26 protein-coding genes are annotated in these 26,689 nt (G+C 59.2%); 11 read left to right on the top strand and 15 right to left on the bottom strand.

Annotated features, from left to right (window positions below):
- Nucleotide 1: 1 nt before the first annotated feature.
- From ACK3CV_RS14590 to cutC, 3 genes are all read right to left on the bottom strand, one after another.
- Complete coding sequence (locus tag ACK3CV_RS14590; protein ID WP_164038952.1) at nucleotides 2–1,705, bottom strand: FKBP-type peptidyl-prolyl cis-trans isomerase N-terminal domain-containing protein; 1,704 nt, start codon at nucleotides 1,703–1,705, stop codon at nucleotides 2–4.
- Nucleotides 1,702–2,106 carry a hypothetical protein gene (locus ACK3CV_RS14595; protein WP_164038954.1) on the bottom strand — a complete coding sequence of 135 codons (405 nt, stop codon included), beginning with the start codon at nucleotides 2,104–2,106 and terminating at the stop codon, nucleotides 1,702–1,704. Before ACK3CV_RS14595 ends, ACK3CV_RS14590 begins: the two co-directional genes overlap by 4 nt.
- Before the next feature lie 428 nt (nucleotides 2,107–2,534).
- Nucleotides 2,535–3,293: a copper homeostasis protein CutC gene (gene cutC / locus ACK3CV_RS14600; protein ID WP_033634860.1), complete on the bottom strand. Its 759-nt coding sequence runs from the start codon at nucleotides 3,291–3,293 to the stop codon at nucleotides 2,535–2,537.
- 101 nt (nucleotides 3,294–3,394) lie between these two features.
- On the opposite strand from cutC, the gene ACK3CV_RS14605 reads away from it, so the two are divergent.
- A complete protein-coding gene (locus tag ACK3CV_RS14605; RefSeq protein ID WP_164038956.1) occupies nucleotides 3,395–4,543 on the top strand; it encodes a MalY/PatB family protein in 1,149 nt (382 codons plus the stop codon).
- On the opposite strand, the gene ACK3CV_RS14610 is transcribed toward ACK3CV_RS14605, so the two are convergent.
- Complete coding sequence (locus ACK3CV_RS14610) at nucleotides 4,540–5,106, bottom strand: VOC family protein (RefSeq protein ID WP_033634863.1); 567 nt, start codon at nucleotides 5,104–5,106, stop codon at nucleotides 4,540–4,542. The genes ACK3CV_RS14605 and ACK3CV_RS14610 overlap by 4 nt on opposite strands.
- Nucleotides 5,107–5,934: 828 nt before the next feature.
- Here ACK3CV_RS14610 and argS point away from each other — a divergent pair.
- The gene (argS, locus tag ACK3CV_RS14615; RefSeq protein WP_164038959.1) at nucleotides 5,935–7,665 is read left to right on the top strand and encodes an arginine--tRNA ligase; all 1,731 of its coding nucleotides are present in this window, start codon (nucleotides 5,935–5,937) and stop codon (nucleotides 7,663–7,665) included.
- A gap of 62 nt (nucleotides 7,666–7,727) precedes the next feature.
- Here argS and murJ read toward each other — a convergent pair whose 3' ends face one another.
- The 4 genes from murJ to rimJ all read right to left on the bottom strand — a co-directional run bounded on the left by murJ (nucleotide 7,728) and on the right by rimJ (nucleotide 11,524).
- Nucleotides 7,728–9,263 (bottom strand): murein biosynthesis integral membrane protein MurJ, encoded by a 1,536-nt coding sequence (gene murJ / locus ACK3CV_RS14620; RefSeq protein WP_489009869.1) that lies wholly within the window; start codon nucleotides 9,261–9,263, stop codon nucleotides 7,728–7,730.
- A gap of 106 nt (nucleotides 9,264–9,369) precedes the next feature.
- Complete coding sequence (locus ACK3CV_RS14625; RefSeq protein WP_164038964.1) at nucleotides 9,370–10,290, bottom strand: Gfo/Idh/MocA family protein; 921 nt, start codon at nucleotides 10,288–10,290, stop codon at nucleotides 9,370–9,372.
- Nucleotides 10,283–10,930 carry a YceH family protein gene (locus ACK3CV_RS14630; protein ID WP_033647660.1) on the bottom strand — a complete coding sequence of 216 codons (648 nt, stop codon included), beginning with the start codon at nucleotides 10,928–10,930 and terminating at the stop codon, nucleotides 10,283–10,285. The genes ACK3CV_RS14625 and ACK3CV_RS14630 overlap by 8 nt, the downstream gene beginning before the upstream one ends.
- Before the next feature lie 9 nt (nucleotides 10,931–10,939).
- A complete protein-coding gene (rimJ, locus tag ACK3CV_RS14635) occupies nucleotides 10,940–11,524 on the bottom strand; it encodes a ribosomal protein S5-alanine N-acetyltransferase (protein ID WP_033638511.1) in 585 nt (194 codons plus the stop codon).
- 345 nt (nucleotides 11,525–11,869) lie between these two features.
- Here rimJ and mdtH point away from each other — a divergent pair, with 345 nt between their 5' ends.
- The 5 genes from mdtH (at nucleotide 11,870) to ACK3CV_RS14660 (ending at nucleotide 16,561) form a co-directional block, all read left to right on the top strand.
- The gene (gene mdtH / locus ACK3CV_RS14640; protein ID WP_164140845.1) at nucleotides 11,870–13,075 is read left to right on the top strand and encodes a multidrug efflux MFS transporter MdtH; all 1,206 of its coding nucleotides are present in this window, start codon (nucleotides 11,870–11,872) and stop codon (nucleotides 13,073–13,075) included.
- Between the two features lie 73 nt (nucleotides 13,076–13,148).
- A complete protein-coding gene (locus tag ACK3CV_RS14645; RefSeq protein ID WP_033634870.1) occupies nucleotides 13,149–13,397 on the top strand; it encodes a hypothetical protein in 249 nt (82 codons plus the stop codon).
- A 127-nt stretch (nucleotides 13,398–13,524) separates the two neighbouring features.
- The gene (gene grxB, locus ACK3CV_RS14650; RefSeq protein ID WP_164097255.1) at nucleotides 13,525–14,172 is read left to right on the top strand and encodes a glutaredoxin 2; all 648 of its coding nucleotides are present in this window, start codon (nucleotides 13,525–13,527) and stop codon (nucleotides 14,170–14,172) included.
- 32 nt (nucleotides 14,173–14,204) lie between these two features.
- Nucleotides 14,205–15,845, top strand: coding sequence for an ABC1 kinase family protein (locus ACK3CV_RS14655; RefSeq protein ID WP_033634873.1), 1,641 nt, complete (start codon nucleotides 14,205–14,207; stop codon nucleotides 15,843–15,845).
- A 152-nt stretch (nucleotides 15,846–15,997) separates the two neighbouring features.
- The gene (locus ACK3CV_RS14660) at nucleotides 15,998–16,561 is read left to right on the top strand and encodes a lipoprotein (protein ID WP_004927555.1); all 564 of its coding nucleotides are present in this window, start codon (nucleotides 15,998–16,000) and stop codon (nucleotides 16,559–16,561) included.
- A gap of 56 nt (nucleotides 16,562–16,617) precedes the next feature.
- Here the strand turns inward: ACK3CV_RS14660 and yebF are convergent, their stop codons facing one another.
- The 5 genes from yebF to cspE form a co-directional block, all read right to left on the bottom strand.
- On the bottom strand, nucleotides 16,618–16,977 hold the full coding sequence (yebF, locus tag ACK3CV_RS14665) for a protein YebF (protein ID WP_033634875.1): 360 nt from the start codon (nucleotides 16,975–16,977) through the stop codon (nucleotides 16,618–16,620).
- 70 nt (nucleotides 16,978–17,047) lie between these two features.
- Nucleotides 17,048–17,356 carry a N(4)-acetylcytidine aminohydrolase gene (gene yqfB, locus ACK3CV_RS14670; RefSeq protein WP_004927562.1) on the bottom strand — a complete coding sequence of 103 codons (309 nt, stop codon included), beginning with the start codon at nucleotides 17,354–17,356 and terminating at the stop codon, nucleotides 17,048–17,050.
- 39 nt (nucleotides 17,357–17,395) lie between these two features.
- Complete coding sequence (locus ACK3CV_RS14675) at nucleotides 17,396–17,719, bottom strand: YebG family protein (RefSeq protein WP_048234311.1); 324 nt, start codon at nucleotides 17,717–17,719, stop codon at nucleotides 17,396–17,398.
- A gap of 88 nt (nucleotides 17,720–17,807) precedes the next feature.
- Nucleotides 17,808–19,190: an ATP-dependent RNA helicase DbpA gene (dbpA, locus tag ACK3CV_RS14680; RefSeq protein WP_164140847.1), complete on the bottom strand. Its 1,383-nt coding sequence runs from the start codon at nucleotides 19,188–19,190 to the stop codon at nucleotides 17,808–17,810.
- Between the two features lie 147 nt (nucleotides 19,191–19,337).
- On the bottom strand, nucleotides 19,338–19,547 hold the full coding sequence (cspE, locus tag ACK3CV_RS14685; protein ID WP_004927572.1) for a transcription antiterminator/RNA stability regulator CspE: 210 nt from the start codon (nucleotides 19,545–19,547) through the stop codon (nucleotides 19,338–19,340).
- A gap of 246 nt (nucleotides 19,548–19,793) precedes the next feature.
- Here cspE and purT point away from each other — a divergent pair, with 246 nt between their 5' ends.
- Nucleotides 19,794–20,972, top strand: a complete 1,179-nt coding sequence (gene purT / locus ACK3CV_RS14690) for a formate-dependent phosphoribosylglycinamide formyltransferase (protein WP_164140849.1) — start codon at nucleotides 19,794–19,796, stop codon at nucleotides 20,970–20,972.
- Nucleotides 20,973–21,006: 34 nt separating this feature from the next.
- On the opposite strand, the gene ACK3CV_RS14695 is transcribed toward purT, so the two are convergent.
- Both ACK3CV_RS14695 and ACK3CV_RS14700 read right to left on the bottom strand, forming a co-directional pair.
- A complete protein-coding gene (locus ACK3CV_RS14695; protein WP_033634881.1) occupies nucleotides 21,007–21,252 on the bottom strand; it encodes a YoaH family protein in 246 nt (81 codons plus the stop codon).
- A gap of 70 nt (nucleotides 21,253–21,322) precedes the next feature.
- Nucleotides 21,323–22,324 (bottom strand): glycosyltransferase, encoded by a 1,002-nt coding sequence (locus ACK3CV_RS14700; RefSeq protein WP_033634882.1) that lies wholly within the window; start codon nucleotides 22,322–22,324, stop codon nucleotides 21,323–21,325.
- A gap of 520 nt (nucleotides 22,325–22,844) precedes the next feature.
- On the opposite strand from ACK3CV_RS14700, the gene pabB reads away from it, so the two are divergent.
- The 3 genes from pabB (at nucleotide 22,845) to sdaA (ending at nucleotide 26,604) form a co-directional block, all read left to right on the top strand.
- The gene (gene pabB, locus ACK3CV_RS14705; protein WP_043147905.1) at nucleotides 22,845–24,218 is read left to right on the top strand and encodes an aminodeoxychorismate synthase component 1; all 1,374 of its coding nucleotides are present in this window, start codon (nucleotides 22,845–22,847) and stop codon (nucleotides 24,216–24,218) included.
- Nucleotides 24,215–24,793: a CoA pyrophosphatase gene (locus tag ACK3CV_RS14710; protein ID WP_033654422.1), complete on the top strand. Its 579-nt coding sequence runs from the start codon at nucleotides 24,215–24,217 to the stop codon at nucleotides 24,791–24,793. Before pabB ends, ACK3CV_RS14710 begins: the two co-directional genes overlap by 4 nt.
- A 446-nt stretch (nucleotides 24,794–25,239) precedes the next feature.
- Nucleotides 25,240–26,604 (top strand): L-serine ammonia-lyase, encoded by a 1,365-nt coding sequence (sdaA, locus tag ACK3CV_RS14715; protein ID WP_033634884.1) that lies wholly within the window; start codon nucleotides 25,240–25,242, stop codon nucleotides 26,602–26,604.
- Nucleotides 26,605–26,689: the final 85 nt, after the last annotated feature.

The raw sequence follows: 26,689 nt of genomic DNA on the forward strand, positions 1-26,689 counted from the left end.
GTTACCCGTTGTTGACATCGACAATCCGCAGCTCATACACCATGGTCGCGTTCGGCGGGATCTGCGGCGCATAGCCCGTTTCACCGTACGCCAACGCCGGCGGCACCACCATCGTCAGCGAACCATGATTTTTCAGATGGCCGATCGCCTCGCGGAACAACGGCGGATAGGCAGAGAGCGGCTGTGACATCACCTTCCCACTGCGATCCATATCCTGAATCACGCTGCCGTCGGTTAAACTTTCCTTCACCACGATGTCCACCCGCGCGTTTTCCTTAATGGCTTCATCACCCGCATAATCGATGCGATACCAGAAACCGGAAGGCGACTTCTGCGTGCCCTTTTTCTTTTTAAACTCGGTGACGAACGCCTCGCCCTTGCTGGTTTGCATCTTCGCTGCCTGGTTCCGGGCGTCGTTCACCGCTTTTTCCGACTCCACCAGCGCGCGGGTCAACTGCGCATCGCTTAGCTGGTAATGGCCGTTGAAGGTATCGATCACGCCCGCCAGCAGCACGGTTTTATCGGGATTGATACCCCAATTTTTACGCTCCGCCAGCATCGTTTGAATATCGCGCCCCAAAGCGACACCGGCAGCATAGCTCTGTTGCGCCGGCTTTTTCTCGAGCGCCTGCGCATCCGGCAGCCATTTGGCGCGAGAGCGCAGCCCATCCAGCTCCTCACGCAATGCCTGCTGCGTTTGGTTGGCGTCTGCTAGCGCCAATGCGTTTTTTTTCGCCTGCTCCGTCGTTTTCGCCAGTTGCAGCGTTGATTTTTCGCTTTCCGCCACCGCCGTTGCCAGCCGCTGCGCCAATGCCTTCGCCTGCTCGGTTTGCGTCTTGTTTTTTTCCTGTAGCTGCGCCAGCTGTTGCTGAAGTTCGCCCGTCGCCTTGGCGGCTTCGGCCTTTTGCTGTTCCAGCGCCGTTTTCAGGCTTTTCTCTTGCCGCTCGGCCTGTTGGCGTTGTTCATCCAGCTCTTTCTGCCGCAGTGCCAGCTGCTGCTGAAGTTCGCCCGTCGCCTTGACGGCTTCCGCCTTCTGTTGCGCCAGCTCAGCGGCGGCCGCTTGTTTGTCCTGCTCATAACGCTGGCGCGCTTTATCGTTGGCGGTCTGCGCCGCCGTCAGTTTCTCCTGCCAGGCGCTATCCGCCTGTTCAGGCAACGCCGCCAGCCGTTGTTCCAGCAAGGCGATACGCCGATCGCGCTCCTCGGTTTGTTGTTTTTCCTGCGCTAACGCTGCCTGCGCCTCGGCGATCTGCGCCTGAGCCTTGCGCTCCTGCGGCGTCAGGTTCAGCGCCCGTCGCACGCCGCTGGCGAAGTCGCTCAACGCGCTCAGATCGGGAGCAGCTGTCGGTTTATCGGCAGTCGTCAGGGACGACGCAACCCGCAACGCGGTCAGCTCCTGCTGCAGTGATTGAATAGCGGTTTGCTGTTGCTCCAATCGAGCCTCTTTCTCGCGCAGCGTCTTTTGCAACTGCGCCAGTTGCTTTCTCTGCGAGCTCGTTTCACGCGGTTGAACCGGCCGGGGCGCCGGCTTTTGGGTTTCCCGGGAGGGAGTAACCGCGGCGTCAGCTGCCGGTGCGTCCTGCCGCTGGTAGCGTTCGGCGAACTGCAGTAATGCCGGCACATCGTCATCCGCTGCGGCCATCGCTGGCGCAAACGCCAGCGGTATCATCAGGCTCAGTAATGCCTTTCTCGCACGAGGGGTCATTGGGCGCGCTCTCCGCGCTCAGCCAGGCCGGTCATCATGGCAGAACTGATGTCCGCGCACAGACGGCTGGTGCGATAACGATACAGGGCATCGACGGTTTCCTGCGTGCCCGTGTTGACCCGCTGGCGCACCCCGGCATACTGCGCCGCCCCCCCCATCAAGGTATCGAATTCGCGTTTGAATTTTTGGTATTTTTCGTTATCCATGCCGCGCATGGCATCCAACTCGCGCTGGCACTGCTGTATACGCTCGGCTTCACGCTGCCGCTTGTCTTGTTCCGCAATGTCTTCTGCGCTGGGCGGCTTACTTAATGCAGAAACAGGCCGCTTGGCGGTCTGGCAGCCGCTCAGGGCCAAGGTCAGCAAAAGCGCAGCGGTCAAACAGTGTGCCGTTCGGGTCATTATCGTTATCTCCTTGTTAAGTCCGCCGCCAACGCGCTCCGCGGCTGCATCGACGGCTCTCCTCATTAATGCTGTGATGTTCCGGTCATAGGCCGGCGATGAACGGGTATGAAAATGCAGACGTGGCGATGAGCGGCAGAGCGCAAATCATTCACCACGAAAATGCATACCAAAAAATCATTTAATATTATGATATTTAAAGGATTTTAACTCACAAACTTATCAGCAGGGCATGATGAGCGCAAGAAGAGATGGGGGGCAGTGCGACAGAGAAACAGCGTGAAACGGGCACCGCGTCTTCGCAAGACATAAAAAAAGCCCCGGCAAAACGCCGGGGCCTGGTACTTGCGTGATCGCCGAGGGCTCAGTGACACGCAAAGGGGTCTTACGGCCCGGAAACCGGTTGTCAAACGCGGTTAGCTGCGTGTTTATGCGCTTTGCGCCAGGGGATCAACCAAGGCCAGCGCGTTTTTCATCGCCTCCACCATTTCGCCATCCACGCAATAATGGCTAAATTCGTCAAACTCGTTATCGGAACACATGGTGACGCCCGCCTTGCGGTAACGCATGGTCGACGGCACCAGGTGACCGGAAGAGCTATGCAGTTCATGCAGGCCAATATCGACAAACTTGTGCAGATTGCTGAGGCGCACGCCGGCACCCGCCATGATTACCGGGCCCTGACTGGCCTGGCGCAAATCGCGCAGCAACGGCAGGCCCAGTTCGGCGCTCTGCTGCTGGCCGGAGGTCAGAATGCGCGCCACGCCCAGCTCGCTCAGTTGCTCCAACGCCACCATCGGGTTCTGGCACATGTCGAACGCGCGATGGAACGTCACCGCCATGCCCTCGCACAGCCTCATCACTTCGCGCATGCGCGGCAGATCGATGTGCCCTTCTTCGTCCAGCATGCCAACCACTACGCCGGGGAACCCCATCTCGCGGATCTGGCGAAGATCCTGTTTGATCACCTCGAAATCCACCGCGCCGTAGCAGAAATCGCCACCGCGAGGGCGAACGATCGGATGCACCGGGATCGAAACCCGCTCGCGCGCCAGACGCAGCGTGCCATAGCTCGGCGTCAATCCCCCCTCGCTCTGGCTGGCGCACAACTCAATGCGATCGGCGCCCGCCCGTTCGGCCGTCAGCGCGCAGTCGACGCTAAAGCAACAAACTTCCAGTTTTATCATTGTCACCCCCAGATAACGGCCAACATACGGCGGCAATTGTTCATTTCTTCATTTCTCACGTAGGCTCATGCATAGGCATAAACCGGCTCAGGGTTGTAACTATGGCATTCAATTTTGATCAATGGGTAGACCGCAGTCACAGTGACAGCGTTAAGTGGGATAAATATCGCGGCAGCGACATCATCCCGCTTTGGGTCGCCGACAGCGATTTCACCTCACCGCCGGCGGTGATCGAAGCCCTGCAGCGGCGCGTGGCGCACGGCGTATTCGGCTACACTCACCCATCCCCTGATCTTATTGAGGTTTTTACCCGCCGCATGGTAGAGCGCTACGGCTGGCACATCAAGCCGGAATGGATCATTTTCCTTCCTGGGCTGGTGTGCGGCCTGAATTTGTGCGTGCGCGCCTGCACCGAAGAACACCAGAGTACGCTGGCCCCCTCTCCCATTTATCCGCCGTTTCGCAAAGCGGCCAAGTTCGCCGGGCGCGAGCACCTCGCGGTGCCGCTGAAGGCGACCGGCCAACGCTGGGTGCTGGATTTTTCCTCGCTGCATGATCGGCTGAGTGGCAACGAGAAACTCCTGTTTCTGTGCAACCCACAGAACCCCGGTGGCACCGTTTATCGCCGAGAGGAGCTGTTGCAGCACCATCAGTTCGCTCGCGAACACGATTTAATCGTCTGTTCCGATGAGATCCACTGCGAACTGCTGCTTGAGCCCGGCGTGCGGCATACCCCTTTCGCCACCCTGAATGACGATGCGGCCCAACGCAGCGTGACGCTGATGTCGCCGTCAAAAACGTTTAATCTCGCCGGACTGGGCGCTTCACTGGCGATCGTTCCCAACGAAGCGCTGCGACAAAAGCTGAAACGCGCGCGCAGCGGTATCGTGCCGGAGGTCAATCTGTTGGCGCTGGTGGCGGCGCAGGCGGCTTATCAATACGGGCAACCCTGGCTGGATGAGCAGTTGATTTATCTGCGCGCCAATCGCGATCGGCTGATAAAGCGTATCAACGCCATGCCGGGATTGACGTTGCTGCCTGTCGAGGCCACCTACCTGGCCTGGATAGACTGCAGCGCGTTGCCGGTGGATAACCCGCATCAGTTCTTCGAACGTGCGGGCGTTGGGCTAAGCGCCGGTTTGGACTTTGGCGATCGGCGCTTTGTACGGCTTAACTTTGGTTGCCGATGGGCACTGCTCGATGAAGCGCTCGATCGCATGGCGCGAGCCTGTGCGGCACTGCCTGGCTAACCTTGTTCGCTGGCGACGATGTCTCGAATGGAATAAGGATGAAACTTGATCGTGACCGTTCCGTCGGTGATGGCCAGCGTCGGGTTCGGCAGCCGTTCGCCCTCGCCTTTTGGCGAGCTTTGCTTCAGCTTGATCCCCGGCGCCAGCAACGCTTCATCGGCCAGGTGGCTCAACGCCCGGGCGTACAGCGTCTGCGGATCGCCACTGAGCACTAATTCGACGTGTTCCCAGCCTTCGTGCGGATAGCGTTTCTCCCCCGGATACGGCAGTTCGATGCAGTCTATCCGCCATGGCCCAACGGCCAGCGGCTGAGACAAGTCGAACAGACAGATAGGCCGCCCGTTGATCATCGATTCGGACAGCAGTGTCCCGCACTGCATCAGCCCTTGGCGCCAGCGCTCGGCGGTGGCGTTCTGGTGACAGCGCAGTGAGATGTGATCGGCGGTAAACGCGGACAGATCAAGCCGCAATTTGGCGGCAAATTGATGCAACGCCTGTTCGAAACGCGGCAGGTCGTGCTTCAGATCGTCAAGCTCGGCAATGGCCTGCAAGGGAGTGGTCATAGGAACCTCAAAACAACGGGGCGCAAAGTTAAACGCCGTAATTTACACGCTGGCGACAGCGCTCGCCAGCGTTGCGAGGTTTTTCGGCGGCAGTTCAGCATGATTTTTGGTTGCGGACAGGGAGAATAAAAGCCGGATTTTTATTAAGGTGACAGCTTATTAAATCAACGGAAAAATAAAAAATAAGATTTTTCGCAAGACATTATACCTTTTCTTTATGACGCTATGATTTAAGTTATTTTGCACAAAATCCTCTGCAGGCCATTGGTCAAGCCGATTGAATCGCTGGGTTTAATCAAAACGACTCACTTATCAATGTCGCACAAATCCGCAATCACAACCCGTTGTAAAAGAAGAAAATAAAACGCATTAATTGATTAAAAGCTAAGGATTATCTTAATTTAACTCCAGACAATTGATTCACCAAGACAACTCGGCTACTTTGGAGGAAATTTAAATTCGAGATGATCATTATGTTATTGCTGACGATATCCTTGGTGTTGATAATTATCGCCGTATACGCCATCTACCGTCATTTCAAATCACGCAGCGTCAACACGCTGGATGCCGGTCGCCGCAATAAAAAGCGCTAGCTTCGCAACTCTCCCCTCCGTACATTCTGTTCAGCTCATTCCGCTTTTCACCTTCCGGCAATCAACGCGCCGCACCCGACAACTGTTTCATCGCAGCGGCCGCGCCAACTGCTGACGGACTCCGTCAGATCGGTTACAATTGCAGGCTGTTTTGTGGCGGTCGCCCATCGCGCCCGCCACCGTTGAATCCCACAGGGGCTGGCTTCAGCCCCTCGTTCGTCATTAAGGTAACCCGGTGAATATTCAGGTTCTTCTTTCAGATAAAGTCAGCCAGGCGCTGATCGCCGCTGGCGCGCCAGCCGATTGCGAAGCGCAGGTCCGCCCTTCCGCCAAGGCGCAGTTTGGTGATTACCAGGCCAACGGCGTGATGTCCGTCGCCAAAAAGCTGGGCATGCCGCCCCGGCAGCTGGCGGAAAAAGTGGTGCAACTGCTGGATCTCGGCGACGTCGCCGGTAAAGTGGAAATCGCCGGTCCCGGCTTTATCAACATTTTCCTGAACAGCGACTGGGTCGCCCGCCAGGCCGACCAGGTGCTGAACGCACCGAAACTGGGCATTGCGCCGGTTGAGCCGCAAACCATCGTTATCGACTACTCCGCGCCGAACGTGGCGAAAGAGATGCACGTCGGCCATCTGCGCTCCACCATCATCGGCGACGCCGCGGCGCGTACCCAGGAGTTTCTGGGCCATAAAGTGATCCGCGCCAACCACGTCGGCGACTGGGGCACCCAGTTCGGCATGCTGATTGCCTACCTGGAAAAAATGCAGAACGAAAACGCCAGCGACATGGGCCTGTCCGATTTGGAACAGTTCTATCGCGAAGCCAAGAAGCATTACGACGAAGACGCCGAGTTCGCCGAGCGCGCGCGCGCTTACGTCGTCAAGCTGCAGGGCGGCGATCAGTACTGCCTGAAAATGTGGCGCAAGCTGGTCGACATCACCATGGCGCAAAACCAGCTGACCTATAACCGCCTGAACGTCACGCTGACCGAAGACGACGTGATGGGCGAAAGCCTGTATAACGCGATGCTGCCGGGCATCGTCGCCGATCTGAAAGCCAAAGGGCTGGCGGTGGAAAGCGAAGGCGCCACCGTGGTGTTCCTCGACGAATACCAGAACAAGGATGGCGACCCGATGGGCGTCATCATCCAGAAAAAGGATGGCGGCTATCTCTACACCACCACCGATATCGCCTGCGCCAAGTACCGCTACGAAACCCTGGGCGCCAATCGCGTGCTGTATTACATCGACTCCCGTCAGCATCAGCACCTGATGCAGGCCTGGACCATCGTGCGCAAGGCCGGTTACGTGCCGGAGTCCGTCTCGCTGGAACACCACATGTTCGGCATGATGCTGGGCAAAGACGGCAAGCCGTTCAAAACCCGCTCGGGCGGTACGGTGAAGCTCTCCGATCTGCTGGATGAGGCCATCGAACGCGCCGAACAGCTGATCGCCGGCAAAAACCCGGATATGCCGGAAGACGAAATGAAAACCGTGGCCCGCGTGGTCGGCATCGGCGCGGTCAAATACGCCGATCTGTCGAAAAGCCGCACCACCGACTATGTTTTCGACTGGGATAACATGCTGGCCTTCGAAGGCAATACCGCGCCTTACATGCAATACGCCTATACCCGTGTGGCATCGGTATTCAAACGCGCCGGGATCGACGAAAGCAGCCTGACGCTGCCGCTGACGCTGACCGAAGAGCGTGAAATTGCGCTGGCCACCCGCCTGCTGCAGTTCGAAGAGGTGCTCACCACCGTCGCGCGTGAAGGCACGCCTCACGTCATGTGCAGCTACCTGTACGATCTGGCCGGCCTGTTCTCCGGTTTCTACGAGCACTGCCAGATCCTGAACGCCGACAGCGAAGAAGCGCGTCAGAGCCGCCTGAAGCTGGCGCTGCTGACCTCGAAAACGCTGAAAACCGGTCTGGATACGCTGGGCATCGAAACCGTCGAACGCATGTAAACCGCGCCGCTCAGAAAGCAAAAAGGTCGCCCAGGCGACCTTTTTTTGTTCTTGCCTTCGGCTCAGGCGACGCGGCGCGCAAAATCGCGCGGGCGGAAGCCCAACCCGGCCAGCACGCCAAAGTACGCCACCACACCGGCCACCACCACCGCCGCCAAGCGCAGCAAACGCTCCAGCATATTGCCCTGATCCCAGGCCGGCATCAGCCACATCGCGCCAATCAACACCGCCGACATCACCAGCACGGCGATCACCAGCTTGGTGAGGAACAGCGCCCACCCCGGCTGCGGCTGAAAGATCTTCTGTTTGCGCAGTTGCCAATACAGCAACGAGGCGTTCAGACAGGCCGCCAAACCGATCGACAGCGCCAGGCCGGCATGCTTCAACGGGCCAATAAATGCCAGGTTCATCACCTGCGTCATGATCAGCGTGATGATGGCGATCTTGACCGGCGTTTTAATGTCCTGCCGCGAATAGAAGCCCGGCGCCAGCACTTTAACCACGATCAGCCCCATCAGCCCAACCGAGTAAGCCACCAGCGCGCGTTGCGTCATCGCCGCGTCAAAGGCGCTGAACTTGCCGTACTGGAACAGCGAAACGGTCAATGGCTTGGCCAAAATGCCGAGCGCGATGGCGCTCGGCAACGCCAGCAGGAAGCACAGGCGCAGCCCCCAATCCATCAGGCGCGAATACTCGTCGTGGTTGCCGCTCGAGAAGCTTTTGGCCAGCGACGGCAGCAGGATGGTGCCCAAGGCCACGCCCAGCACGCCGGAAGGAAACTCCATCAGGCGGTCGGCGTAGTACATCCAGGACACCGAGCCGGACACCAGGAACGAAGCGAAAATGGTGTTGATGATCAGCGAGATTTGGCTGACCGACACCCCGAGGATCGCCGGCCCCATCTGGCGCATCACCCGCCAGACGCCGGCATCGCCCAGCTTGAGGCGCGGCAGCACCAGCATGCCTATCTTGCGCAGATGCGGCAGCTGATAACCCAGCTGCAGCACGCCGCCCACCACCACCGCCCAGGCCAGCGCCAGCACCGGCGGGTTGAAATACGGAGCGGCGAACAGCGCGAAACCGATCATGCTGACGTTAAGCAGCGTTGGCGCAAAAGCCGGGATCGAGAAGCGGTTCCAGGTATTGAGGATCGCCCCCACCAGCGACGCCAGTGAGATCAACAGAATATAGGGGAAGGTGATGCGCAGCAGCGTCGACGTCAGGGCAAACTTGTCGGGCGTATCGGTAAAGCCCGGCGCAGTAATGTAAATAACCCAGGGCGCGGCCAGCATCCCCAGCACCGTCACCACCGCCAGCACCAGCGTCAGCAGCCCGGAGACGTAGGCAATAAAAGTGCGCGTCGCCTCTTCACCCTGCTGGCTCTTGTATTCGGCCAGGATCGGCACGAAGGCCTGAGAAAACGCCCCTTCGGCAAAGATACGGCGTAACAGATTCGGGAGTTTGAACGCCACGAAAAAGGCGTCCGTTGCCATGCCGGCCCCGAACACGCGCGCGACGATCGCATCGCGGGCAAAGCCCAACACCCGCGAAAACATCGTCATCGAGCTGACGGCAGCCAAGGCTTTGAGTAGGTTCATGTGGTTGTCTGATAGGTACCGTAAATATCAACGCCTGCAACAGCAGGCGTCAGTGAAACAATCGGCTCAGTTTACGCATCCGGAAAAGAATAGCTACCGCCATATGTTACATAGAGTTATCCCGCAGCAAACGCTCGACCACCCGCTGGGCGGCCAGCGCCTGTTCGCCGCCGGTTTCCGGCGCGCTCTGATTGGCGACGGCATCAAGGAAATGCCGCACCGCACCGTCGAAGCCGCGTTGCACCAGCGTGCTTTGCCAGCCCGGCACCGGCTGCTCCAACTCGCCCTGCGCATCTTCACGCAGCCAGTGGCGCATATCGGTCAACTGATACAGCGCGCCGTCGGTCACCGCCTGCACGCTTTCGCGCTGGCTGCCGCCGCGGCGATGCATACTGGTCGTCACCTGGGTGTCGCCGCAGGCGAAGTGATGCTCGGCGTACAGCATTTCACCGGCGGCGTTGGCGCGCAGGCTGCCGCTCAGCAGTTGCTCCCGTCCGCCCGCCAGCCACAGCGCAGTGTCCACCACGTGCAGGTAATCATCCAACAGGGTAAAACGCAGATCGTGCGGGCCGACGCTGTCCGCCCGATGTTTATCCATGCGAATGGAGGCAGGCTGGTTCATTCGCTGTTTGAGCTGCCGGTAAAGCGGCGCGAAACGGCGGTTGAACCCCACCATCAGCGTTTTGCCTCGCCGCTCGGCCTGCTCAAGCAGCTGCTCGCCCTGCTCCAGCGTCTCCGCCAGCGGTTTATCGACGTAAACGTGCACGCCGCGGTTCAGCAGCTCGCCTATCACCGAAAAATGGCTGGCGGTGCTGCTGTGAACAAAGACCGCGTCGCACTGTTCGGTCAGGCTGTCCAGACGGGAGAAACAGGCCATGCGGTAGCTGTCGCACAGCGGCTGCGCTTTTTGCTGATTGGGCGAAAAACCGCCCACCAGCGTCCAATCCGCCGCCTGGCCGAGGATTGGCAGATACGCCTTCTGTGCGATACTGCCCAACCCCACCACGCCTACACGCAATTTAGTCATTCGCATCCCTCGCCAACAGCTGTTGCAACTGCCGTTTCAGCTCCGCCACTTCGCTTTCCAATGCGCTGACTCTGGCGCTCAGTTCGCCGTCGTCCTCAGCGTCGAACGCCGCCGGCGGCGCTTCATCAATCTGGCCGCTGAACAGATGCATGAACCGGCTTTCGCGCTTGCCCGGCTCACGCGCCAGGCGCACCACGAACGGGCCATCTTCGCGCGTGGCCAGTTGCTGCAGCACCTGTTCGACCTCGCTGACATCGCTGAACTCGTGCATCCGATTGGTGCGGGTGCGCAACTCGCCCGGCGTTTGCGCGCCGCGCAACAGCAAGGTGGCGATCACCGCCAGTTCGGCAGGCGAGAGTTTCAGCTGGCCGAACTCGGAGTTGCAAAACCGCTGTTCGTACTTCACCACCCGATTGCCGAACCCGCTGAGGGTGCGCAGGAAATGTTTGCGCAGCAACAGATCGAGCAGTTGCTGCACTTCGCTTTCGCTCAGGTCCATCACCGGTTCGCGGTTGGTTTTTTGGTTGCATGCCAGCGTAATGGCATTCAGCGAAAGCGGGTATTGATCCGGTGTCGTGACCTGTTTTTCCAACAGACAGCCGATAACCCGGGCCTCTCTGGCGTTCAATTCATATTTCATCGTTTGGCCTCAACGTGGGGGTAGCCACTCTTTATTGGTGTATGCCGTCAAAACGTGGTCTTGCCACTGGCCGTCGATCAGCAGGTAATCCTTGGCGTAACCTTCGCGTTCGAATCCCAGACGCGTCAGCAATGCGCCGCTGCGCTGGTTGTGTGGCATATAGTTGGCCATGATGCGGTGCATGCGCTGTTGGCGCAGCATATAGCGGATGGCGGACTGCAAGGCTTCGAACATCAGCCCTTGCCCCTGCCACTTTTCCCCCAGCGAATAGCCGAGGAAACAGGCATGAAACGAGCCGCGCAGCACGTTGCTGAAGTTCGCCACGCCGCGCACTTCCTGCTCTTCTGGATCGAGCAGGATAAAATAGTAGGCGCTGCCCTGCTTTTGCATTTCGGTGATCATGCCCAGACGCGCCTGCCAGCCGGAAGGATAACAGTGGCTTTCGTCGCGCACCGGCTCCCAGGGTTTGAGAAAGGCTCGGTTCTCGGCATAATAATCCGCCAGACGGTAGGCATCCCGTTCATTCACTAAACGGACCACCATCCGGTCGGTTGTAAGACGTACTTTTGGCGATGCAGAGCGATAGCCGAACATCATTTCCCCCGCAGTCAAAACGGTTCGATAAGAAGTATTTATTGGGAAGCCGCGTGGATAATTATCCGGCGCCGACCTGATGCCATGACTTTATTTTGCCAATAGCGCCTCAGAACCGCACTTCCCCGCATTCAATATAACCGTAGCCCGCCCCCGAGGTAAAATCCCGGTCGCTCAGTAAATCGCCGAATACGCGTTTTACGGCGTTTTTCCGCCCATTTTGCAGCACAGGTAACACCTTGACGATAAAAAAATATTATCTACACGCCCCCTGTCGCCGTAGGGGAATTGGGTAGAGAATGGAAGCGTTGTTCCCCCTCTTTCTTTAATTGCTCATGGTGAAGCATGTCTCTGGTGTCGCAAGCACGCAGCTTGGGTAAATATTTTCTGTTGCTCGATAATCTGCTGGTGGTTTTAGGCTTCTTTGTCGTTTTTCCGCTTATTTCGATCCGCTTTGTCGATCAATTAGGATGGGCGGCGCTGATCGTCGGCATCGCGCTGGGTTTGCGGCAGCTGTTGCAACAAGGGCTCGGCATCTTTGGCGGCGCCATCGCCGATCGCTTCGGCGCCAAGCCGATGATCGTCACCGGCATGTTGCTGCGCGCCGCCGGTTTCGCCACCATGGCGATGGCCGATGCCCCCTGGATCCTGTGGTTCTCCTGTGCGCTTTCCGCCCTCGGCGGCACGTTATTCGATCCGCCGCGCACCGCTTTGGTGATCAAGCTGACCCACCCACACGAACGCGGCCGTTTTTTCTCGCTGCTGATGATGCAGGACAGCGCCGGAGCGGTGGTCGGCGCGCTGATCGGCAGTTGGCTGCTGCAGTACGACTTTCACTTTGTCTGCTGGGTTGGGGCGGCGATCTTCGTGCTGGCCGCCGGCTGGAACGCCTGGCTACTGCCGGCTTATCGCATCTCTACCGTGCGCATACCGATGAAGGAAGGCATGTTGCGGGTCCTGCGCGATCGCCGCTTCCTCACCTATGTCCTGACGCTGACCGGTTATTACATGTTGGCGGTGCAGGTGATGCTGATGATGCCGATCGTGGTCAACGAAATCGCCGGTTCACCGGCGGCGGTGAAATGGATGTATGCGATTGAAGCGGCGCTGTCGCTATCGCTGCTCTATCCGCTGGCGCGTTGGGGAGAAAAACACTTCCGGCTAGAGCAGCGCCTGATGGCGGGCCTGTTGCTGATGACACTCAGCCTGCTGCCGATCGGTCTCGCCACCAGCTTGCAGGGTGTATTCACGCTGATCTGCTGCTTCTATCTGGGATCGATCATCGCCGAACCGGCGCGCGAAACGCTGAGCGCTTCGCTGGCCGATCCGCGTGCGCGCGGCAGCTATATGGGCTTCAGCCGCCTCGGCCTGGCGCTGGGCGGCGCGTTGGGTTATACCGGCGGCGGCTGGATGTACGATACCGGCCGGACGATGAACATGCCGGAGCTGCCCTGGTTGCTGCTTGGTGCAGTAGGCTTCGCTACGCTGCTGGCGCTGTACTGGCAGTTCAGCCCGCGGCGCAGCGCGTCGATGATGCTGCGCCGCGGTTGACGCCATAGAAATCCGGCCGAATCGGCAACAGCTGCTATCCTGTTAGTAAAAACACCCACAGGAGCCCGTCGGCATGAGTGAAGAAGCAAAATTACCGCAACTACTCGAACATATGATACTGAACTTGCGCATGATTTATGCGCGCGCCACCCTGGTGGAGAAGGCGCTGGCCCATATCCTCGCCAGCGACGCCGGCCTGAAAAACGATATTATCAAACAGCTGCAGGTCGTCACCGCCGCCAACGAACGTGACCGAATCGATCTGGATGAAGCTCGCATTCACCTGATCGATGTGCTCAACTCAGTACCGGCCAAGAAATAACGCCCCCTGGCCCGCGCCGATGCGCGGGCAATTTCGCAATAACGCACCATCCAACACACGCACGTCAAGACAGCCTCGATAAGCTGTGGTAACTATTGCTGTTAAAACCTGACAACCCGGAGCAAGCATGAAACTGTTTATTTACGATCATTGCCCATTCTGCGTGAAAGCCCGCATGATTTTCGGCCTGAAACGTCTGCCGATTCGCCTGGTCACGTTGCTCAACGACGATGAAACGACTCCGTTTAACCTGATCGGCCAAAAAATGGTGCCTATCTTGGTCAAAGACAACGGTGAAGCGATGCCGGAAAGCCTGGATATCGTGCGCTATGTCGATGCTCTGGACGGCAAGCCGGTACTGACCGGCCGCACCAACCCGGCCATCGCCGAGTGGCTGCAGCAGGTCGGCGGTTACAGCGCGAAATTGTTGTTGCCGCGAATTGCGCATGCCGATTTCGAAGAGTTTGCCACCGACAGCGCCCGCCGTTACTTTATCGATAAAAAGCAGGCGTCAATCGGGGATTTCGCCGAGCATCTCGCCAATAGCGCCGATCTGATCGCCCAGTTGGAAGCCGATCTGCAAGCGCTGTCGCCGCTGATCGTCTCCGCCGACGCGGTGAACGGCGAACTGTCCGAGGACGATATTCACCTGTTCCCGCTGCTGCGCTCATTGTCGATCGTCGCCGGGGTTGCGCTGCCGGATAACGTGGAAGCCTACCGCAACCGCATGGCGCAGCGCAGCGAGGTGCCGTTGCTGCTGGATATGGAACAATAACGTTTGAGCAACCAAAAGGATATGGCGTACTGATGCTGAAAATGGTGCTCGCCACCGCTCGCGATCGGGCGCGGCTGAAGGAAATAACCTCCGTTCTGATTCGTTACGGTCTGCAAGACGTTCTGCGTCTGCTGGGCCTGGGAGCCTTGTTGCACGGCGCCCGCGCTGGATCCGCTCAACAGGACGCCCAAACCCTGCCTGAGCGGCTGCGCGAAGCGCTCGAGGCGCTGGGGCCTACCTTTGTCAAATTCGGCCAGATCCTGGCCACGCGTTCCGACCTGCTGGATCCGGCCTGGACCGACGAACTGGATCGCCTGCACAGCCGGGCGGCGGTGTTGCCATGGGAAACGCTGGCGCCACAGATCGTTGCCGACCTGGGCGGCGAACCCGAGCGGCTGTTCGCCGAATTCGATCGCACGCCGCTGGCGGCGGCGTCGATGGCGCAAATCTACCGCGCACGCCTGCACAGCGGCGAACAGGTGGTGGTGAAAGTGCTGCGGCCCGGTCTGGCGAAAACCATCCACGCCGATTTGCGGCTGCTGGCCTCGCTGGCGGAAACCGTAGAGCAGCAGAGCCCCGCGCTGGCGCGCTATCGGCCGCGGCAGATGGTCCGAGCGCTGGCGACGGCGCTCAATCATGAACTGGATTTGACCCACGAAGGGCATAACTGCGACCGCGTCGCCGGGATGTTCGCCCATCAACCTGACGTCGTCGTTCCCAAAATCTATTGGCAATGGTCTTCCCCGCGCCTGTTAGTGCAGGAATACCTGCCCGGCACCGCGCCGGAAAACCCTCAGCAGCTGGCGGCGGCGGGCTTTGACGGCCCGCTGCTGGCGCAACGCGGCGCCCGCGCCTTTATGAGCATGGTACTGGAGCATCGGCTGTATCACGCCGACCCTCACCCCGGCAACGTCATGGCGCTGAGCGGTGACCGCGTCGGCTTTATCGACTTCGGCATGGTGGGCCAGCTGTCCGAGCGGCGGCGCAACCAGTTGCTCCTGCTGCTGCAGGCCATCGCCGATCGTCAGTCCGAAGGCATCGTCAACACGCTGATCGCCTGGTCGGACAGCGAACCGCTGGATTTGATGGATCTGGAGCTGGCGGCGCAAAACTTTCTCGACAAACAGGCCGCCACCACTCTGACCTTGGGCAAGGCCCTGACCGACCTGCTGGTGATGGCGCGTGAGCACCAACTGGCGCTGCCGCCCGATCTGGTGCTGCTGTTCAAGGCGTTAATCACCGCCGACGGCGTGCTGCACCGATTGGATCCGGCCTTCGACATCGTCGCCACGCTCAAACCGATGCTGCAACAAACGGTGCTGCAACGCTATGCCCCGGACGCCGTGCGCCAGCGGCTGTTGGCTCTGGGCGGGGAAGCGCTCGACGCTGGAGAAGAACTGCCGCAAACCCTGCGGCTATTGGTTCGCCGTCTGAAACGCGGGCAGCTCAATGCCGATATCAACGTCAGGAACCTCGGTCAGTTGAGCAAAGCGCTGGAGCGCGCCGCCGTCACCCTGGCCATCGCTATCGTCACCGCCGCTTTTGCCCTGGGCCTGGCGCCTTATCTGATGCATTCTTCGCTGCGGCTGTGGGGCATTCCGCTGTTCCCGCTGTTGGGGGGCGCGGCCTGCCTGGCCGGCGTGGCGCTCTTGGCGCTGCGATTGCGGCGTTGACGCTTTCGGCGTTATCCGATAGGTGTCGCCCACTTTTGCGCGCACTATCCCCTGCACATCGCCGCCTGCCGTTTTCAGGCGCAGGCGGAACGTTTATAATGATTAATCAATTATCTGCAGCACTTTTCGCCAGCAGTCGCAATGAGGCATTAATGAAGAAGATCCTGATGGGCGCAGCCGCCCTGCTGTTCGCCGGCGTATTGGCCGGTTGCAATCAACTGACCCAGTACACCCTGAGCGAGCAGGAAGTGAATGATTACCTGCAGAAACACAACGACTATCAGAAGCAGATCGGCGTGCCCGGCCTGGTGGACGCCAACATCGTACTGACGCAGTTGCAAAGCCAGATTGGCCGCAGCGAGCCGGGCAAGGTCACCCTTTCCGGCGATGCCAAGGTCAATATCACGTCGATTCTCGGCCCGCAGGCGGCGGATCTGAAGCTGACGCTGAAAGCGCAGCCGGTTTACGACCGTGCACAGGGCGCCATTTACCTGAAAGACATGGAACTGACCGATTACAGCGTGCAGCCGGAAAAAATGCAGACGGTGATGAAAGCGCTGACGCCATATCTGAATCAGTCGCTGAAGTCTTACTTCGACCAAAAGCCGGCTTATGTGCTGAATCCTGACAACAGCAAAACCGAAGCGCTGGCGAAAAAACTGGCGAAGGGATTGGAAGTGAAGCCGGGTGAGTTGGTGATCCCGTTTAGCGACTGACCGCCTCTTGATGCATCAAGCCCGCCGCCAGGCGGGCTTTTTATTGCGGAAAACGATTACTGCGGCGCGCTGTAGGCGATCTCGCCGGTGTTGCAGTTGAGCGTCACGTTGTAGGTTTTATCCGCCTTGGTGCCGCGCACCGTCAGCGGCACCTGCCACACCTGATCCTTGCCGGTGATGGCATCCGGGCTGACCCAGGCGATCGGCGTTGCGGTGCCCAGCAGTTTTTTGTCCGCCTCCCAGCGCGTGATGCGGTTCTGCAAGAAGTCGCGCTTGACCTGGGCGGCGATATCCGCCGGCTGCAGCCCCGCACACTGCCCCACCTTGGCGCTGCGTTGCTCTTGAACCTGCGCCCACACCGCAGTCGATGCTCCCATCATGGCCAACAAGGCGATAGCCAAAGCCGTTTTTTTCATGTCTCCTCCCGTTGTGATTAGCGCTATCCGGGCGCCCATCCCTGGCTCACAACAGGGTTTCGGTAAAGGGTTACCGTTTGACGAACTCGATGACAAACAGCGCATCCAGACCCGGATAGATTTCCTTGATCACCTGCTTCAGTTCGCCGAGCGACATGTTCTCCTGCTGTGCATGGCGTTCGGTCAGCGCATCCAGGCGCACCGGCGTTACCGACAGCACTTCGATAAAGCAGAAAAATACGCCGTCTTCATTGCGGCTTACGCGCAATACCTCGCCCGGTTCGAAGTGCGACTCACTGGCATCCCGAATGGTGATGGTTTTGCGCCCCGCCAGAATGTCTTGCTCAAAGCGGCTGAAGAAAGTTATTTCACGGCTCATTTTAGATCCTTTTTCATCACAACACCGCAACATAAGCCATTATGCCGCTTGCTTTTCTGACGCAGATCCCTCTTTTGAGTTAGAGACCGCTTTTTTCGCTTTCGCTTCCGTCGGTTTCTTGCCGGTTTCCGCCGGTGATGCGCCGCGCAGGATCAGCCCCAGCGCATCCTTATTCTCCGCCAGGAAGAAGCTCAGCCCTTCGCGCTGTTCGTCATCCAGGTTCAGCGGCGCCTGTTGCAACCACTCTCCGAGGTTATCCGCCAAATCCAGCATTTTGTCGTAGGCGTCGGCTTCTTTCTTGCTCGCGAAAGTCATTTTTTCCTCACCGTTTCTCACCACCACATATTTAACTTCAACCGCCATGCGTGCGTCCTCAAATACTCAAATAACTGTAGTTATATACAGTATAAATAGATAACGGCAGGAAGGCAAACCGCCGCCCGCCTTCGGCTTATTTCAGCAGCCGCACCTTGCAGCTCTTGCCTTTGATTTTGCCCTGTTGCAACTGTTGCAGCGCCTTGCGCGCGCTGGCTTTACGGATCGCGACGTAGGCGTGCACCGGGAACATGTCGATCTTGCCCACTTCCGCCGCCGTCAGCCCGGCATCGCCGGTCAGCGCGCCGAGGATATCGCCGGGGCGGATCTTCGCCTTGCGGCCGCCGTCGATGCACAGCGTTACCATCTCCGCCTCCAGCGAGCCGTTAGCCGCCCCGCTCAGCTCGGACACCGGCGCCCAATCGACGGCCATCTGCAGGTAGTCTTCAATCGCATGCGCCCGCGCCATCTCCTGCGGCGTGCACAGGCTGATCGCCAGCCCGCTCATGCCGGCGCGGCCGGTACGGCCAATACGGTGCACGTGCACTTCGGGATCGAACGCCAGTTCGTAGTTAACCACCAGCTCCAGCTCTTTGATGTCCAGCCCGCGAGCGGCAACGTCGGTCGCCACCAGCACCCGGCAACTGCGGTTGGCGAAGCGCACCAACACCTGGTCGCGATCGCGCTGCTCCAGATCGCCATGCAGCGCCAATGCGCTGATGCCGCGGGCCTCCAGGGCCTCAAGCACCGTCTGACAATCGCGTTTGGTATTGCAGAACACCACGCAGGACGCAGGTTGATGATAACGAATGGCCGACACCAGCAGCGCCGGGCGCTGATCGCGCGTGGTCTCATAGAAGCGTTGTTCGATGGCGGTCTGCGCTTCGTCATCGCCCACTTCGACGCTCAGCGGCTGGCGCTGAACGCGTTCGCTGATGCGTTCGATACCCGCCGGATAGGTGGCGGAAAACAGCAGCGTCTGACGCTGCTGCGGCGTGTAGCTGATCACATCGTCGATATCGTCGGCGAAGCCCATGTCCAGCATGCGGTCGGCCTCATCCAGCACCAGCACCTTCAGTTCGTCCAGCAGCAGCGTTTTCTTGCGCAGATGCTCCTGAATGCGCCCCGGCGTCCCCACCACGATGTGCGGCGCGTGCACCAGCGAATCGAGCTGCGGCCCCATCGGTTGGCCACCGCACAGCGTCAGGATTTTGATGTTTTGCGTGAAACGCGCCAGGCGACGCAACTCTTTGCTCACCTGATCGGCCAATTCGCGGGTGGGGCAGAGCACCAGCGCCTGCGTGGCGACCTGAGCGACGACGATATTATTCAGCAGACCAATGCCGAACGCCGCCGTTTTGCCGCTGCCGGTTTTCGCCTTGGCGCGCACGTCCCGCCCTTGCAGAATGGCGGGCAACGCGGCGGCCTGCACCGGCGTCATTTTGGCGTACCCCAGTTCGTTGAGGTTGGCCAACTGTTCGGCTGGCAGCGGCAGGGAAGAAAAAGAAACTGTGCTCACGGCGATAACTCTTATATGACGAATGGAATGGCGGCGCGCCCGCAGGTTGGCGCCGAATCAGCGGCAAATGATAACAGAGATGGGCGGCGTTACGGGCAGCGGGCATAAAAAAACCCGCCGGCGGCGGGTTTCTTGACGGCTCCGTCGTTAAATGGCGACGACGTTGGCTGCGGCAGGGCCACGTTGGCTGTCCTGGATGGAGAACTCAACCTGCTGGCCTTCAGCCAGGGTCTTGAAACCATCGCTAACGATAGCGGAAAAATGAACGAAAACGTCTTTAGAACCGTCGGCAGGCGTGATGAAGCCGAAACCTTTGCTTTCGTTGAACCATTTAACGTGACCAGTGATCTTGCTCATTTGTGTTTCCTTTACTTGATAAACCTGCCTTGACGGCACGAGACGCGAAAACCATGCGATATGTGGGTCTTCTTTCGTCGTCGGTTATTAACGCATAATCGCCCATGCAGGGCAAATATTTCTGCTTGTTATAAAAACAGCAAGTTAGCAACAAACTTGGCGCAGCGGCTGCGCACGCAATCGTTTTCGTATATACTGCCCGCCGATCATCAATCCGCTTACTTTCACCGATCCAGGTACGAAACTATGTTAACGATTGGAACCGCCCTGCGCCCTTCCGCCACCCGCGTTATGTTGCTCGGCTCCGGGGAGCTGGGCAAAGAAGTCGCCATTGAATGCCAGCGCCTCGGCCTGGAAGTGATCGCCGTCGATCGCTATCCCGACGCCCCCGCCATGCACGTGGCGCACCGCAGTCACGTCATCAATATGCTGGACGGTGACGCGCTGAAAGCCGTTATCGAACAAGAGCGGCCGGACTATATCGTTCCCGAAATCGAAGCGATCGCCACCGCCATGCTGGTCGAGCTTGAACGCCAGGGCCACCGCGTGGTGCCCTGCGCCGAAGCCACGCGCCTGACCATGAACCGTGAAGGCATCCGCCGTCTGGCGGCGGAAGAGCTTGGCCTGCCCACCTCCAGCTACCGCTTTGCCGACAGCGAGGCGACTTTCCGGCAGGCGGTCGAGCACATCGGCTACCCGTGCATCGTCAAACCGGTGATGAGTTCTTCCGGCAAAGGACAAAGCCTGATCCGCACGCCTGAACAGCTGCAAAGCGCCTGGGATTACGCCCAACAGGGCGGCCGCGCCGGCGGCGGCCGGGTGATCGTCGAAGGGCTGGTAAGATTTGATTTTGAAATTACGTTGTTGACCATCAGCGCCGTGGACGGCGTACATTTCTGCGCGCCGATCGGCCATCGTCAGGAGGATGGGGACTATCGCGAATCCTGGCAGCCGCAGCGCATGTCAACCACGGCGTTGAGCCGTGCTCAGGCTATCGCGGAGAAGGTGGTGAAGGCCCTGGGCGGTTTCGGCCTGTTCGGCGTGGAGCTGTTCGTCTGTGGTGACGACGTGATCTTCAGCGAGGTGTCTCCGCGGCCGCACGATACCGGCATGGTCACGTTGATCTCACAGGATCTGTCAGAGTTCGCCCTGCACGTTCGCGCGTTTCTCGGATTGCCGATTGGCGCCATCCGCCAGTTCGGCCCTTCCGCTTCGGCGGTGATCCTGCCCCAGCTGACCAGCAGCGATGTGCGCTTCAGCGGCCTGGGACACGCGCTGCGCGGGCACAGCCAGCTGCGCCTGTTCGGCAAACCGGAGATCGCCGGGCAGCGTCGCCTGGGCGTGGCGCTGGCGACGGCGGACACGACGGAACAGGCGGTGGAGCAAGCGAAACAAGCCGCTGCCGCCGTGGCGGTCAACGGCTGATACTCACGGGGCCGCTTGCGCGGCCCCGATAACGTCAATAGTCTTCGTCTTCTTCAGCATCGTCATTCCGCGACGCCTCCGGGGCGGCCTCATGCTGCTCGTCTTCATCATCGTCATCGAACAGTACCGCAACCTGAGCGCCCTGATGCTTCTCGCGAATTTCCTGCGCAACGCGAGCAATGGCTTCACCGCTGCTCATGCCCTGCTCCATCAGTTGATGGATGCGATCCGCCGCTTCCTGCTGCTCCGCGTGACTCAGTAATGGCATACCTGCATGCATGTGTCGTTTTCTCCGGCAAAAGGGAGAAGGAGTATACGCGCTAACGCGGCGGATCCCAACGTCTTGTGGCTCAGGCCGGTTGCGAGCAGCCGTTATCGCTGCGCCACTGCTTCAGCCGATGCCGCCACAGCATGACATGCCACCCCTGTTTCAAGCCGCGCGCATTGGCGAACATCGCTCTGTCGATGCCGCGCTGATAGAACTCTTCGGTGATCTGACTCTGGGCTGCCGGATCCGGTTCACGACGAATGCTGTGGCAAATGCCCAGCGCTTCGCGGGTGATTTGCCAATGGAAAGCCGGACGAATGGCGACAGTGCCGGCATAGCGCCGGTTGAGCCGCTCCAGCATCTCGACGATTTTCATATAGTGGCGTTGATAATCCACGTTCGCCTGACCGGTGCGACGGCGGTTGCTGATCGATTTGTCGTGCACCCGTTGACGGTACAGCGGCGTGCTTAAATATTTGACCCGTTTGGCATTAAACATGACTTCCGTTGTCCAGGGAATATCCTGGTGATGCAATCCCGGCTCGAAATAAAGCCGATGCTGGCGAATAAAGTCGAGGCGATATATTGCCAGCCATACAACGTGAATAAACTTTCGCGATTTCAGCGCACGTTCAAACCACTGTACGCCGGTGATAACGTCGGTGGTGCGCAAACGCGCCTCGGGAAAAATCGGCTGCAATTCATCCTGGCTGGTGAAATAGCGTTCGCCATTGCATTGCATCACGTCTAATTGGTGTTGTTCCGCCTGTTCCAGCAGCGTGGAATACATGTCCGGCGCCAGCACATCGTCGGCATCGGGAAACGCCACATATTTGCCTCGGGCAACGGCGAGCCCGGCATTGCGCGCGTTAGAAACACCGGCATTGGCTTGATCGATCACACGAATATGCGGATGCGCCGCCGCGTAACGGTGTGCGATCTCCCCCGAACCGTCGGTGGAACCATCGTTAACGATGATCACCTCCAACCGCTGCTCACGCTGGGCCAGCAGCGAGGCCAGGAAAGGCTCCAATAATTCCCCCGCATTGTGCATCGGGACGATCACGCTCAGCATTAACGACATAGGCAGCTCTTTAATGATAATGTAACAAAATAATAATTTTACTTTTCTAAAAGACGCATAGGGTTCAGCGCACGCTGAAATAGCGTGACGCCTGCAAATTCCCGCAGCGGCTAATGGAACCGAACCTGCTTTTCTTTATTCAAACCAGCGCCAGAAAGCGCTGAGTAATTAACCCATTAATTCCAAAGGGCGGCGACGCTGGCTAAAATCAGGCAAAACCACGCCGCTCCGCATCTAATAACAAGCAGAAATAATAAATTTATGAAATTAACGAATCTTTTTTTATATTTTTCGAGCCTTGCGCCCGCGATAAATAGGCTTCCAGTGCATTTGACGTTAAATTTTTAACATATCGAAGTATAATCAATGGCGCAAAAAATGCCTTATTTCAGGTTTATTGAACTGCCGTTTATGTGAACTGTGCTGCATGCCGCGCATGGCAAAACATGCATGACATGACCGTCTATGGCACACTAGCCGCCAGATATCGCCGCCCTCACAGCCAGGTTTATTGACGTTCATGAGCGTAACCGCCCCAAACATAAAATCGTTGCCCTACAGCCGCAGTGCCCTGATGACGCTTTTCGCCCCGCTTTCAGCACAGCCCTGGGCGATGCTGCTGCATTCTGGCTTCGCCGACCATTCGCATAACCGCTTCGATATCCTGGTCGCACAGCCGCGCGTTACGCTCACCACCCAGGGCGCCGGCACGACAATCGAAAGTGACGGCGTCACCATTGAGTCTCAGGAAGATCCGTTCTCCCTGCTACAGCAGCAGCTGGCGGCGCAAGGCTGGCAGCCGGCGTTTAACCCGGATCTGCCGTTTCAGGGCGGCGCCCTGGGGCTGTTCGGCTACGATCTCGGGCGCCGGGTGGAAACCTTGCCGCAGTTGGCTGAAGCCGACCTCGCTCTGCCGGACATGGCGGTGGGCATTTATGACTGGGCATTGATCGCCGACCACCAATTGCAAACCCTGACGCTGCTCAGCTATGGCGATGTGGAGCAGCGCTGGCGCTGGCTTACTAGCCAAACCGCGCCGACGGAGCGCCCCTTCACGCTGCTAAGCGGCTGGCGTGCCAATATGAGCCGCCGGCAATACGGCGAGAAGTTCCAACGTATTCAGCACTACCTGCGCAGCGGCGACTGTTACCAGATTAATCTGGCGCAGCGGTTCTCCGCCGACTATCAGGGGGATGAATGGCAGGCGTTTTGCCGACTGAGCGCCTGCAACCGCGCGCCGTTCTCCGCTTTCCTGCGGCTGCCGCACAACAGCGTGCTGAGCGTCTCTCCCGAGCGCTTCCTGTGGCTGGCGCAGCAGCGCATCCAAACCCGCCCGATCAAGGGCACGCTGCCGCGGCTGGCGGACGCGGAACAGGACGCCGCACAGGCGCGCCGCTTGGCCGATTCGCCCAAGGATCGCGCTGAAAATCTGATGATCGTCGATCTGCTGCGCAACGATATCGGCCGCGTCGCCCAGCCCGGCAGCGTACGGGTGCCGGAACTGTTCGTCGTGGAGCCGTTCCCCGCCGTGCACCACCTGGTGAGCACCATTACCGCCACCCTGCCGGAGCAGGCCTCGGCCACCGAGCTGCTGCGCGCCTGCTTCCCCGGCGGTTCGATCACCGGCGCGCCCAAGGTGCGCGCGATGGAAATCATCGAAGAGCTGGAGCCGCAGCGGCGCAACGCCTATTGCGGCAGCATCGGTTACCTGAGCGCCTGCGGCACCATGGATACCAACATCACCATCCGCACGCTCGTCACCGAAAACGGCCGCATCCACTGCTCCGCCGGCGGCGGCATCGTGGCGGACAGCCAGGAGCAGGCGGAATACCAGGAGACCTTCGACAAGGTTGGCCGTATTCTGCCGCAGCTTGGGGAGTATGCCCCGTCGTGATCCCATCGAACTCACCGGCCTCGCTGCACGCCTTTATCAGCCGTTTTCAATTGCAGCTGCCGCAGGCGGCGCAGATCTCGCACAATGTGCGCCCGGCGGCGGTGCTTATCCCGATCGTCTGCCGCGCCGAGCCGACGCTGCTGTTGACCCGCCGCGCTGACTCGCTGCGCAAACATGCCGGCCAGGTGGCCTTCCCCGGAGGCAAGACCGACGCCGAAGATGGATCGGCGATCGTCACGGCGCTGCGGGAAGCGCAGGAAGAAGTGGCGATACCGCCGCACGCGGTGACCGTCCTCGGCCAAATGGCGCCGCTCGACAGCAGCACCGGATTTCAGGTCACGCCTATCGTCGGCCTGATCCCGCCGGACGTGCAGTTCCGCGCCAACGAGGGCGAAGTGGCGGACGTGTTCGAGATGCCCCTGCGGGAAGCATTGACCCTGTCGCGTTACTACCCGCTGGATATTCACCGCGCCGGCCGCACGCACCGCATTTATCTCTCCTGGTATCACAGCCAGTTTATCTGGGGGCTGACCGCCGCCATCATTCGCCGCCTGGCGCAGCAGGTCAGTATTTAGCCCGCATTGCGTGATCTGACTCGCAATCTGGCATGGCCGTCGGCGTCAGCTGCAGGTAAAGCGATCGAAATCACTTCATTTGATCGCTTTTTCAACTACCGTTCCGGTTGAATGGTTTTAAAAAAACTGTAAACCCTCTCTTAAACCTTACGAAATACCTGTAAAATACCACCGTCCGAGATAAACCACTGTAGAAACAGGGATTAAGCCGGCGGCGTTCAGCACGGAAGGCTGGCGCGATTACCGCTAATGGAGCTTGGGCGAAAGCGGATACCCCGCTTAAGGGTTCGCCCCGGGTAATCAGGAAAAAAAGCGACACCACGGATTATTTAATTTCATGCGAAAAAGGCAGCCGAACCCGCACGGCCCTTTTACAATATCGCTGTTCCCTGCGCGGTTTTTAACCGCCGCAGCCATAACAATACGTCTCTTTAAGGAGTTTTAGCGTGATTAGCGTTTTCGACATGTTTAAGATCGGCATCGGCCCGTCCAGCTCTCATACGGTTGGACCGATGAAAGCCGGCAAACAGTTTGTCGACGATCTGGTAAATAAAGGCCTGATGCCTTCTATCACGCGTGTTGCCGTAGACGTTTACGGCTCACTCTCATTGACCGGAAAAGGTCACCATACCGATATCGCCATCATTCTCGGCCTGGCCGGCAACATGCCGGACACCGTCGATATCGATAGCATTCCGGGTTTTATTCGCGATGTAGAACAACGTCAACGCCTGATGCTGGCCAACGGCCTGCATGAAGTCGATTTCCCGCGCGACGGCGGCATGGTCTTCCGCAGCGACAACCTGCCGCTGCATGAAAACGGCATGCAGATCCACGCCTTCGCCGGCGATAAAGAAGTGTACAGCAAGACCTATTACTCTATCGGCGGCGGTTTCATCGTCGACGAGGAGAACTTCGGTAAGGACGCCGAGCAAGAGCTGCAAATGCCCTATCCGTTCAACTCCGCGCGCGAAATGCTCGATCACTGCCGCGAGACCGGCCTGTCGCTGTCCGGCATGGTGATGCAAAACGAACTGGCGCTGCACAGCAAGCAAGAGATCGAGACCTACTTCGGCAACGTCTGGCAAACCATGCGCGCCTGTATCGATCGCGGTCTGAACACCGAAGGCGTGCTGCCGGGGCCGCTGCGCGTGCCGCGCCGTGCCTCCGCGCTGCGCCGCATGCTGGTGGCGTCGGACAAACTGTCCAGCGATCCGATGAACGTGATCGACTGGGTCAACATGTTCGCGCTGGCGGTTAACGAAGAAAACGCCGCCGGCGGCCGCGTGGTTACCGCGCCGACCAACGGCGCCTGCGGCATCGTGCCTGCGGTACTGGCTTACTACGATCACTTCATCGAGTCCGTCAGCCCGGACATCTACATCCGCTACTTTATGGCGGCGGGCGCCATCGGCGCGTTGTACAAGATGAACGCCTCCATTTCCGGCGCCGAAGTCGGCTGCCAGGGTGAAGTCGGCGTAGCCTGCTCCATGGCGGCGGCCGGCCTGGCCGAACTGCTGGGCGGCAGCCCTGAGCAGGTGTGCGTGGCGGCGGAGATCGGCATGGAACACAACCTGGGTCTGACCTGTGACCCGGTCGCCGGCCAGGTGCAGGTGCCGTGCATCGAGCGCAACGCCATCGCCTCGGTCAAGGCGATCAACGCCGCCCGCATGGCCCTGCGCCGCACCAGCGAGCCGCGCGTTTCGCTGGATAAGGTGATCGAGACCATGTACGAAACCGGCAAAGACATGAACGCCAAGTACCGCGAAACGTCACGCGGCGGCCTGGCAATCAAGGTGCAATGCGACTGACAGATAACCCCGCCGCCCGGCGGGGTTTTTTATGGGTAATCAATTCATTGAACGTTTTAGTGACAATGTCACCAGAAAAAATCCT

It is taken from the genome of Serratia sp. TSO36, from assembly GCF_057808395.1.